General features: G+C 58.4%; 8 protein-coding genes and 1 pseudogene. 1 reads left to right on the forward strand and 8 read right to left on the reverse strand.

Annotated features, from left to right (window positions below):
• Positions 1-21: 21 nt before the first annotated feature.
• The 5 genes from ABRZ26_RS18765 to acrD all read right to left on the reverse strand — a co-directional run bounded on the left by ABRZ26_RS18765 (position 22) and on the right by acrD (position 8590).
• Complete coding sequence (locus ABRZ26_RS18765) at positions 22-864, reverse strand: ABC transporter permease (RefSeq protein WP_319605644.1); 843 nt, start codon at positions 862-864, stop codon at positions 22-24.
• Complete coding sequence (locus ABRZ26_RS18770) at positions 861-1868, reverse strand: ABC transporter permease (RefSeq protein ID WP_319605645.1); 1008 nt, start codon at positions 1866-1868, stop codon at positions 861-863. Before ABRZ26_RS18770 ends, ABRZ26_RS18765 begins: the two co-directional genes overlap by 4 nt.
• 17 nt (positions 1869-1885) lie before the next feature.
• The gene (locus ABRZ26_RS18775) at positions 1886-3574 is read right to left on the reverse strand and encodes an ABC transporter substrate-binding protein (protein WP_319605646.1); all 1689 of its coding nucleotides are present in this window, start codon (positions 3572-3574) and stop codon (positions 1886-1888) included.
• A 45-nt stretch (positions 3575-3619) separates the two neighbouring features.
• Positions 3620-5323: an ABC transporter ATP-binding protein gene (locus ABRZ26_RS18780; RefSeq protein ID WP_319605647.1), complete on the reverse strand. Its 1704-nt coding sequence runs from the start codon at positions 5321-5323 to the stop codon at positions 3620-3622.
• Between the two features lie 153 nt (positions 5324-5476).
• Positions 5477-8590, reverse strand: coding sequence for a multidrug efflux RND transporter permease AcrD (gene acrD / locus ABRZ26_RS18785; RefSeq protein WP_319605648.1), 3114 nt, complete (start codon positions 8588-8590; stop codon positions 5477-5479).
• A gap of 593 nt (positions 8591-9183) precedes the next feature.
• Between acrD and ABRZ26_RS18790 the strand changes: the two genes are divergently transcribed.
• Positions 9184-10656: a M16 family metallopeptidase gene (locus tag ABRZ26_RS18790; RefSeq protein WP_319605649.1), complete on the forward strand. Its 1473-nt coding sequence runs from the start codon at positions 9184-9186 to the stop codon at positions 10654-10656.
• A 204-nt stretch (positions 10657-10860) separates the two neighbouring features.
• On the opposite strand, the gene ABRZ26_RS18795 is transcribed toward ABRZ26_RS18790, so the two are convergent.
• From ABRZ26_RS18795 to ABRZ26_RS18805, 3 genes and pseudogenes are all read right to left on the reverse strand, one after another.
• Positions 10861-11025: a hypothetical protein gene (locus ABRZ26_RS18795; RefSeq protein WP_319605650.1), complete on the reverse strand. Its 165-nt coding sequence runs from the start codon at positions 11023-11025 to the stop codon at positions 10861-10863.
• 226 nt (positions 11026-11251) lie between these two features.
• Positions 11252-11413 carry a hypothetical protein gene (locus ABRZ26_RS18800; RefSeq protein ID WP_319605651.1) on the reverse strand — a complete coding sequence of 54 codons (162 nt, stop codon included), beginning with the start codon at positions 11411-11413 and terminating at the stop codon, positions 11252-11254.
• 41 nt (positions 11414-11454) lie between these two features.
• Positions 11455-11567: pseudogene (locus ABRZ26_RS18805) on the reverse strand (IS5/IS1182 family transposase); the annotation flags it as partial.

Here is an 11567-nt window from a genome sequence, read left to right on the forward strand (position 1 = left end):
TCAACGTTTTCGCATCGGTCTCTACAGCACGGAAAACAGCGAACGCCGACGGCGCAAGCGCGGATTCAGCGCGGTATGCAGCGCATCGCTCAATAAATTCAGCGCCATGACCGTCAGCATAATGGCCACGCCCGGAATGGCCGTCATATACCAGCCGGTTCTCAGCGCATCCCGCCCGGTGCCGATCATCGAGCCCCAGCTCACGACATTCGGATCGCCCAGCCCGAGGAAAGATAGCCCGGCTTCGGAAAGAATGGCGTTGGCGATCAGCAATGCGGTGGAAACCACCACCGGCGTCCAGGCATTCGGCAGGATTTCACGAAAAATAAGATGCATATCGCTCGCGCCGAGCGAAATGCTGGCGCGCACGAACTCCCGTTGGCGCAGGGATAAAAACTCCGTGCGCACCAGACGGGCGATGCTGGTCCAGGAGGTGATGCCGAGCGCAAAGATGATGGTGCCGATCGAGGGCTGCAACACGGCCACCAGAATGATCGCCAGCAAAAAAGCCGGAATGGTTTGAAACAGCGTGGTGACGCCCGTCAGCACTTTGTCCACCCAGCCGCGATAAAATCCGGCGAGCACGCCGACGACGATGCCGATAACCAGCGCGATCAGGGTCGACGCCACGCCCACCAGCAGCGAGACGCGCGCGCCGTGCAGCAGGCCTGCCAGCAGATCGCGGCCCATCAGGTCGGTTCCCAGCGGGAACTGCGCGTCCTGTCCCGGCCAGAGATAAGGCTCCGCCACCATGTTCATCGGGTCGTCCGGGAACAACCACGGCGCCGCGCAGGCCGCGGCGATAACCAGCGCCAGCGCGATCAGGCCGATTAGCGCGGACGGCTGTAATAACCAGCGGCTCATATCACCCCTCTTTTGTTATCTCTGTTCTTTTTACGTCGACCTTCGCGCACCCGCGGGTCGCAGCCGGCGTGCGCCATATCCACCAGCAGGTTCGATACCACCACCAGTACGCTGCTGAACAACAGTACGCCCAGCAGGATGGGAATATCCCGGTTCCTGATCGCCTCGAACGACAGTTGTCCCAGCCCCGGCCAGGCGAACACCGTTTCCACGACGATGGAGCCGCCCAGCAGGGCGCTGCTTTGCAGCCCCAGCATGGTGATCACCGGGATGAGCGCGTGACGCAAGGCATGGGCGACAATCACGCGTCCTTCGCGCGCGCCTTTGGCCCGCGCGGTACGGATAAAATCTTCGGACAGCGTTTCAATCATTGACGCGCGCGCCAGCCGGGCATAAACCGCCATGTAGTAAATGGTCAGGGTCAGCACCGGCAACACCAGGTGCGCCGCAATATCCCACAGTCTGGCCGCCCCGACGTGGGCGGCATTGATATCCTGCCAACCGCTGGCGGGCAGCCATTCCAGCTTGACGGCGAACAGCACGATCAACATCAGCGCCACCCAGAACATCGGCGCGGAGTAACCGATGGTGGAGAGCATGGAGATCGCCGAGTCCGCGACGCCGTGGGGACGGCGCGCCGATGCGACGCCGAGCAGTACGCCGCCCGCCACCGACAGCAGCAGGGCGCTTCCCACCAGCAGCAGCGTGGCCGGCAGCCGATCGACGATCAAATCCAATACCGGCTCGCCGAAGCGAAACGAAAAGCCCAGATCGCCCTGCGCCAGTTGCGATAAATATGCGACCAACTGCGCGGCGGTAGGACGATCCAGGCCGTAGAGTTCGCGCAACTGCTGAATATATTCCGGCGTGGCGCTGCCGTTTTCGCTGGCGATGACATCCACCAGATCGCCGGGCAACGCCTTGAGCAGAAAGAAGTTCAGGGTGGCGATGCCGACCACCACCCCGACCAGTTGCAGCAGGCGGAAAAAAATACGTGCCGTCATTAGGTTACGCCCCTCGCTCAGGCGCCTTTTTTATCCAGCCATACGTGCGCGAAATTGTTCTGACTGTGGTTGAACGTATCCGTCACGTTGCGCAGATTGCGCGCCCATATGCCGAACCATTTGAATTCAAAAAGGTTAATCTGGGGAAGATCGCGTTGCACAATGCGCTGTAGATCGTGATAGAGCGCCAGCCGTTTTTGCGGATCGACCTCGATCTGCGCCGCCTCGATAATACGATCGGCTTCCGGGCTGGCGTAGCCTGAAGCGTTGGTCCAGGGCGTACCCTTGCTTTCCGCTTTCGACCAGTAGAGTTGTTCGACGCCCAGTTGCGGATCCGTCCAGTTCACGCCCCAGGAGCTGGCGAGCTGGTAGTCGTAGTCTTTGAAAATGTTTTTCGTCCAGGTGGCCAGGTCCAGCGCGCGCAGCGTGACGTCAATGCCGATGGCGCGCAGCGCCTGACGGACGAACTCGCCGGTGCGGCGATAGTCATCGCCGAACGGGATGAAATCGTGGTTCAGCTTAAAGCGCCAGCCGTCCGCTTTTTTCGGGTAGCCCGCTTCATCCAGCAGCGCCTGCGCCTTTTTGATATCGAACGGATACTGCTGGGTATCGGCGGTATAAAAGGTGCTGAGCTGTGAGGAGACCGGCCCTGTCGCCGGTTTGGCGTAGCCTCCCCACACGGTTCTGACCAGCAGATCCTTGTTGACGGCGTGGGCGATGGCCTGACGCACCTTCAGGTTGCCAAGAATGGGGTCGCGCAGGTTGGGCAACAGCCAGAATGAGGTGGCGAAACCATTATAACCGTCGGTATCCAGCGTCAGCGTAGGCAGCTTCGCCAGACGGGCGGCGTCGGCGAAAGTCACGGGATTACGCTCGCCGTACTGGATTTCGCCGGTTTCAAACGCGGTGGCGCGTCCGGAAACATCGGGGATGATTTTGAACAGCAGCTTATCCAGGAACGGGCGTTCAGGCTGCCAGTATTTATCGAAGCGTTCCAGCGCGATGTGGCTGCCGCGCTGCCATTCGCGGAACACGAACGGCCCGGTGCCGACGGGTTTATTGTTGTAAGGGTTGTTGGGAATATCCGTGCCTTCGTACAGATGGCGCGGCAGGATGGGGGTCGCCACCACATCCAGCGCGTTGAGCACCACCGGCGTGGGTTTGGAAAGCGTCAGGATCACGGTATGGTCATCGGGCGTTTCCACGCCGGACAGATACTGGAACACCCGGCGGGCGAACGGCGAGTATTGGCGCCAGACATTTTCCGCCGAGAATTTCACATCGGCGGCGCTGAACGGCTGGCCGTCGTGCCACAGCACGTTGCGGCGCAGAAACAGCGTGACGGTCAGCCCGTCGTCCGATACCGCCACCTTTTCCGCCAGTTGCGGCCGCGGCGACAGATCCGGCGCGTAGTCGAACAGTCCGTCGAAGATCTTGCTGACGACGGTACGGCCGGGCGTCGAGGTGTTGATAAAGAACGCCAGCGTCGGCGGCTCGGGATGCACTACCGCCTCCAGCGTGCCGCCGCGCGCCGCGCCCGCCACGGTATTCGGCAGGCTGCCGGTTTCCGCCGCGCTCTCGCTCGGCCAGATGCCGCCGAATACGCCCGATGCCAGAATCGCGCCGGAGATGCCCAGAAATTTGCGGCGGTTAAGTTCGTATTCGACCAGTGCGTCGATATTGCTGTCTGATGGACGTTTATTCATTATGTGTTGCCCCTGTGCCTGTCAATAAAATCGAGGTAAGACCGCTCAACTTAGCGCGGAAACGGGTGTCGGCGCAGCGGACGGCTGCCGGCCGCGGTTTTTTCGTCCCGGCACGGCATCCAGCAGCGTGCGGGTATAGGGATGTTGGGGATGGCGCCAGATGCGTTCATGGTCGCCTTCTTCCACAATGCGCCCGCCGTTCATCACCAGAACGCGGTCGGCGATATAGCGCACGACCGCTAAATCGTGCGAGATAAACAGATAGGTCAGCCCCAGTTCGGCCTTTAAGTCCACCAGCAGATTGATGATTTGCGCCTGCACGGAAACATCCAGCGCGGAAACCGGTTCGTCGCAGATAAGCAGTTGCGGACGCAATACCAGCGCCCGGGCGATGCCGATGCGCTGACGTTGTCCGCCGGAGAATTCGTGCGGGTAGCGCTGGCGCGCGGCCTGCGGCAAGCCCACGTCGTCAAGAATTCGCACAATGCGCCGCTCACGTTCTCGGCGGTCTTTGACGCCGTGGATCGCCAGCGCATAGCCTAAGATTTCGTCGATGCTCTGGCGCGGATTGAGCGAACCGTAGGGATCCTGAAAGACCATCTGGATACGCTTGCGCCAGGGCAGCAACTGGCGACGCGACAGCGTCAGCAGATCCTGCCCGTCAAACACGACCCGGCCGCTCTGCGCCTGCTCCAGCCGCATAATGGCGCGCGACAGCGTGGATTTGCCGCAGCCCGACTCGCCCACCAGCCCGAGGGTTTCCCCGGCATGGAGCCGAAAGGAAACATCGTCTACCGCGGTAATGTCGTCCTGTGCGGATTCATAGGCCACCGTCAGGTTGCCGACCGTCAGCAAGGGCTGCGCCGCGGCCGCCGTCGGGGCCGCCTCGGTATGCGCCGGGGGCTGAAACAGCGTGAATCCCTGTGCGTCGCTGTAACGGATCTCCGCCAGCCGCGACCGGCGATAGTGCGCGTCCTGCTCCAGATGCAGCGAGGCGTGCAGCAGTCCCTGCGTATAGGTATGTTGCGGATGAAGCAATATCCGATCGGCGGGGCCTTCTTCCAGCTTGCGGCCGTTATGCATGACCGCCACGCGGTCGGCCCACTGGGAAACCACGCCCAGATCGTGGGTGATCAGCAGCACGGCCATGTTCAGCTCGCGTCGCAGTTCGTCGAGCAGGGCCAGTATCTGCGACTGAATGGTGACATCCAGCGCCGTGGTCGGTTCGTCGGCAATCAGCAGATCGGGCTGGCAGGCAATCGCCATCGCGATCATCACCCGCTGGCGTTGGCCGCCGGAGAGATGGTGAGGGTAATCGTCAAAGCGGCTTTCGGGATCGGGCAGTTTGACCTGCGCCAGTAGTTCAAGCGCGCGGGCGCGCGCCTGTGTGCGGCTCAGCGGCAGATGCAGGGTCAACGCCTCTTCAACCTGACGCCCGATGGACATCACCGGGTTCAGCGACGTCATCGGCTCCTGAAAAATCATGGAGACATCGTTGCCGCGCACATCGGCCAACTGCCGCTCTCCCAAACGCAACAGGTCTTTGCCGCCGAGGGTAACGGCGCCGCTGATTTTTGTCTGGGCCGGCAGCAGTCGCATAATACTCAGCGCCGTCGTGGATTTGCCGCAACCCGACTCGCCCACCAGCGCCAGCATTTCTCCCTTTGCGATGCGGAGGTCAAGATTATCCACCGCCACATGTCCGGGGAAATGAACGCTCAACCCGCGTATATCCAGTAATGCCGTCATCCCGATACCCTGAATCCGTTTCTTCAGACAGTAATCGGTTACTTTAATCGCGACGGCCGTTTGTTTTCTATTATGCTTTCTTATTACTTATATTCATTGCTTATATATAAATCGCTAATGTTTTGTATGCGTATTTTTAACCTGATTAACCGGTTATTTTTCTTTCTCTTGCAGCGGGAAACGTCTGCGCACCACCACAAAGAACAGCGGGACGAAAAAGATCGCCAGAATCGTCGCGGACAGCATGCCGCCAATCACGCCTGTTCCCACCGCATGCTGGCTGGCGGAGCCTGCGCCGTTGCTGGTGGCCATCGGCAGCACGCCGAAAATAAACGCCAGCGAGGTCATCAGTATCGGCCGCAGCCGCTGGCGCGATGCCTCCAGCGTCGCCTCGACCAGATCGCGCCCGCGCTGGTTCATCTCATTGGCGAACTCGACGATCAGGATGGCGTTCTTCGCCGCCAGGCCGATAACCGTCAACAACCCTACCTGGAAATAGACGTCGTTCTCCAGTCCCCGGCCCAGGGTGGCGAGCAGCGCGCCCAGCACGCCGAGCGGCACCACCAGCATCACGGAAAAAGGCACGCTCCAGCTTTCATACAACGCCGCCAGACACAGAAACACCACCAGCAGCGAGATGGCGTACAGCGCCGGCGCCTGCTCGCCCGTCAGCTTTTCCTGATAGGACATGCCCGACCACTCCAGGCCGACGCCCGGCGGTAATTTTTCCACCAGCGCTTCCATGATCTCCATGGCCGTCCCGGTGCTGACGCCGGGCGCGGCCTCGCCGACGATTTCCAGCGAGGAATAGCCGTTGTAACGCTCCAGGCGCGGCGAACCGCTTTCCCACGCGGTTTGCGCAAAGGCGGTAAACGGCACCATTCCGCCGTCGCCGTTGCGCACATACCATTTGCTGATATCGTCCGGCTGCATGCGGTATTTGGCCGCCGCCTGAACATACACTTTTTTCACCCGGCCGCGATCGATGAAATCATTAACGTAGGTCGACCCCCAGCCGGTTTGCAACACGTTGTTGATGTCGTCGATAGCGACGCCCAGCGCCTGCGCCTTGCGCTGGTCGATATCAATCCTCAACTGCGCGTTATCATCCAGACCGTTGTGGCGCACCCGGGTCAGACGCGGGTCATCGTCGGTCATGGCCAGCAGTCGGTCGCGCGCCTGCATCAGCGCGTCGTGGCCCAGCCCGGCGTGATCCTGCAACTCCATGGTAAAGCCGGCCGCATTGCCCAGGCCGGTGATGACCGGCGGGCTGTTGGCGATAACCCGGGCCTCTTTGATATCGCGGAAGGTTCGGGTGGCGCGTTCGATTATGGCGAAGGAGGTGTCTTGCGCTCTGGTGCGCGCGTCCCAGTCTTTCAGGCGCACAAACAGGCGGGCGACGTTCTGTCCGTTGCCGCCGGGGCCGGCGCCGACGGTGGCGAATACCGATGTGACATTCTCTTTTTCTTCGCTGAGGTAATATTGCTCGATCTGTTGCACCACTTTTAATGTCTGCTGCTGCGTCGAACCGGGCGGCAACTGCACCTGCGTCATAAAGACGCCCCGATCTTCCTGCGGCAGAAATGACGTCGGCAGCCGGATAAACAGCAACGCCATAATGCCGATGACGCCAAGATAAAGCAGCATCCAGCGGCCGCTTCGGCGCAGGATTTTCGCCACGCCCCGTTCATAGCGCAGCGTACCGCGGTTGAAAACGCGGTTAAACCAGCCGAAAAAGCCTTTGCGGCCGTGATGATGACCTTTGGCGACGGGCTTGAGCAGGGTGGCGCACAGCGCCGGGGTAAGGATCATCGCCACCAGCACCGACAGGATCATCGATGAAACGATGGTAATGGAGAATTGACGGTAGATCGCCCCGGTCGTTCCGCCGAAAAAGGCCATCGGGACAAAAACCGCCGACAGCACCAGCGCGATCCCCACCAGCGCGCCCTGAACCTGCCCCATCGACTTGCGCGTCGCTTCGCGCGGGGAAAGTCCTTCCTCGCTCATCACGCGCTCGACGTTTTCCACCACCACAATGGCGTCGTCCACCAGCAGGCCGATGGCCAGCACCATCGCGAACATGGTCAGGGTATTGAGGCTGAATCCGCAGGCGTAAAGCACCGCAAAGGTACCCAGCAGCACCACCGGCACGGCGATGGTGGGGATCAGGGTGGCGCGAAAATTCTGTAAAAACAGATACATCACCAGGAAAACCAGCAGTATCGCTTCAAACAGGGTTTTCACCACATCAATGATGGAAGCCTTGACGAAAGGCGAGGTTTCAAAGGCGATTTTGGCTTCCAGACCGCGGGGAAAGTAGGGCGCCAGCTCCGCGATCCGGGCGCGCACCCGTTTATCCGTCTCCAGTTCGTTGGCGCCGGCGGCCAGTTTTATCCCCAGGCCGGACGCCGCCTGGCCGTTATAGCGGCTGAGGATGTCATACCTTTCCGCGCCAAGCTCTACTTGCGCGACGTCGCCCAGCGTCACCGCGGAACCGTCGCGGTTGACGCGCAGGGTGATATCGCGAAACTGCTGCGGGGTCTGCAACAGTGACTGGGCATTGATGGCGGCGTTCAGCGTCTGGTTATCCACCGACGGCGTGCCGCCCACCTGACCGACGGAAATCTGGCTATTCTGCGACTCGATGGCCGCCACCACATCCTCGGTGGTGAGCGAGTAATCGGCCAGCTTCAAGGGGTCGAGCCAGATACGCATCGCATACTGCGAGCCATAGGCGTCCACTTCGCCGACGCCGTTGATGCGGCTGAGCGGCTCCTGAATATTGCTGGCGACATAGTCCGAAATATCCTGCCTTTCCATGCTGCCGTCGGTGGAAACAAAGGCGATCATCAGGATATTGCTTTCGCCGGTTTTACTGACCGTCACCCCTTGCTGCTGCACCGCCTGCGGCAGTTTTCGCTGGGCGGATTGCAACTGGTTCTGCACCTGCTGGCGGGCTTCGTTCGGATTGGTTCCCGCTTCAAAGGTGAGCGTTATCCTTGACTGGCCGGTATTACTGCTGTCGGAAGCCATATACATCAAATTATCCAGCCCGGTCATGCTCTGCTCGATAATCTGCGTGACGGTATTCTCAATGGTTTGGGCGGAAGCGCCGGGATAGTTGGCGCTAATGCGCACGCTGGGCGGCGCGAGGTCGGGGTACTGCTCGACGGGCAGTGAAACGATCGCCAGCGTACCGCACAAGCTGAGTATAATTGCCAATACCCAGGCAAAAATGGGGCGATCGATAAAAAAATTCGCCATCGAAATGCAACTCCTCAGCAGGGTTTTCTACGCGATGTACCCACCACCCGAAGCAGCGGCAGGAATGCTTGCTTCCGCAGGAAGGCTGTTTTCCTGACCATCCCAATGTTTAACCCATTGGCGTTAAGACTTGAATCCGTATTATGGCGGCATGTGCGCCGTAAATTACTTTATCCGTTAATGTTTAACGAATCGTGGAAAAATTAAGGAGAAAATGTAAATAATCGTCGTCAAACTCGGACTATACCGGTGCGTCGGCACTTATCCGCCTCGCCGCGAGGCATATTGAACCGCGATAAAAATCCGTGCGTTTCGCCGCTATTTCTCCCCCAACGTCGTCCTTGCCTGACGACCAAGTCCGCCTCATGGGTGTCATGCCGGATTCGGTTAAATCTCAATATTTTCCTTTTTTGAATATTATTTAGCCTGTTGAAGTGACATAGATGAAAGCGCGTGGTCAAAGGGGGTGGTACACTTCGCCTCTCCATTTTCCGAGATGCATTCATGAGAGTGTTTGGTGGCAAGCGCAAGGCCACTGTGATTAACAACGACAACCACATTAATGTTGGCTGGTTATTTTAGTAGGGGTTCACATGCAGGGCACCAAAATAGGACTTTTAGTTGGTGGAATGTTGCTGACGGTTGTCGGCGGCAACGTGCAGGCTGAAACACTACAACCCGATCCTGCCTGGCAGCAGGGGAAACTTGATAATGGTTTTACCTGGCAGTTACTGACTACCCCGCAACGTCCGGGTGACAGGGTCGAGTTACGTCTGATGGTGAATACCGGCTCGCTGACGGAAAACACGCAGCAATCAGGATTCGCCCATTTTATTCCCCGCCTGGCGTTAACGCCGGGGGATGGTTTTTCGGCAACGCAATTATCTTCTTTATGGCAGCCGACGGAGAAGGACGCGCGTTCTCTGCCGCCGGCCGTCACGTCATATGACGTCACCTTTTATAATCTGAGTTTGCCGAATAATCGGCCGGAGCTGTTGAAAGACGCGCTCAGTTGGCTGTCGAAAGCGGCTGGTCAGTTGACTATCGACGATCGGCGCATCGACGCGGCGTTAAACGCGCCCAACCCGGTGGTCACTTTTCCGGCCAATCCGCAGGATCCGCGCTGGCGCTATCGCCTGAAGGGATCGCCGCTGTTGGCTCACGATCCGGGTCAGGCGGTGACGGCGCCGTTAAGCAGCGAGCCGTTGCAGCAATTTTATAAAACCTGGTACACGCCGGACGCCATGACGCTCTATATCGTCGGCCATGTCGATCAACGCTATATCGTCGATCAGATCGGTAAGGCGTTCTCGCCGTTGCAGGGTAAACGCGGAGAGCCGGTGCCGGTGCCGACGTTAAGCCCATTGCCGCTTCAACCCGTCAGCCTGATAGACACCACCGTTCAGCAGGATACGCTATCGCTGATCTGGGATACCCCCTGGCACCCGATTCGGGACGACCGGGCGTTGGTGCGTTACTGGCGACGCGACCTGGCGAGGGAAGCCCTGTTCTGGCATGTGCAACAGGCGTTAAAGAAAAGTTCGCAGAAGAGCGATAACCTCCGTTTTAACTGTAATGTCTTCTATACGCGCGCGCAGTGCGCCATTCATATCGATGTTCCCGGTATCGACGGCGTAATGCCGGCGATGACGTTCTTGGCTCAGGAACTGGCGGCGCTGAGGGATAACGGGCTGACTCAGCAGGAGTTTGATGCGCTGATTGCGCGCAAAACCGATGAGCTGGGCAAGCTGTTCGCCACCTATGCGCGCACCAGTACGGATGTGTTGATGGATCAGCGCCTGCGGTCGCAGCAAAATGGCGTGGTGGATATTGCCCCGGAGCAATATCAAAAGTTGCGGCAGGCTTCGTTGTCTGAACTGACGCTGGCTACGCTGAATCAGGAGTTGCACCTGTGGCTTTCACAGGACGCCGCCCTGATGCTGATACAGCAGCAGGGCGAACCGGAAGCGCATATGAAGGAGCTTCAGGAAGCCTATAGCCGGATTATGGCGCCGGCGGAAGAGGCCGAAGCGCAAAATGAAGCGGCGGCGCCCGCCGCGCAGTAATGAGTAAGGTGAGGCCGCGTCAGCGGCCGATATGATACCTGCCAGATTGTGGCCCGGATCGTTCAATAAACCGCAATCAAAGAAGGCCTTGTACGGATAGCGCGTTTAAGAGCGCCGCAAAAGCGGCGCTGCGGGGGATGAGGGTTTAACAGGCTAAAATAGCCGAGAAGATAACGAGATCTTTCCGGCTATTTTCAGTTAAAATCATAGTTTATTTTCAGGATGATATGTAGCAAGTTTAAAAGCAATTAATATGGCATTGCCAATGCTCTTATAATCAGCATTAATATCTATATTTATTGTTTCTGACTCAATACCTGATTCATAAGGAAATAGATTGCAGTTGTCTACAGGAATAATATTTTTCATATTCCCACCTTTACATTCCACCCATATATAGCGAGTATTTTTATCAAACGATTTCCACCCTTTAGATTTTACCCACGAGCAAAATAGCTTCCTCATTGCTGTTCAAATGTTCTTCCTGAAAATTTGTCCCTGTCCAGAAATTGACCCTGCATGCGCAGGTTCTGAGCGAAGCCCGGCCCTGATGCGAGATATTGCTCCAGGCGCTGTTGCAGCCTTCCCAGCTCAGTTATCCTTCGACATCGGTCAGCCGTTCCGGCGTAGTACGGGCAGGAAGCTGCCCGGCGGCGTCAACTTCCTCTACCATCAGTCCGATTGGATCATAGAGATCGCACTTTTGTCCTGTACAAGCTACCAGCGCAGTGACTTTTCCTGTTTGCACCTGAATCATAACAACACGCCGTATCGCTGGCATTACCTAGGCTGTGTCCCTTAATTGCATAACTTCTTGTAAAAGAGTCGGATGCAGCCCAGTTTCACCATCGACAGATAATTTCTCGCCGTTTTGTCGTAGCGTGTGGCAATACGCCGGTACTCTTTTAACC

The sequence above is a fragment of the Brenneria sp. L4-2C genome (genome assembly GCF_040240335.1).
Classification (GTDB): domain Bacteria; phylum Pseudomonadota; class Gammaproteobacteria; order Enterobacterales; family Enterobacteriaceae; genus Brenneria.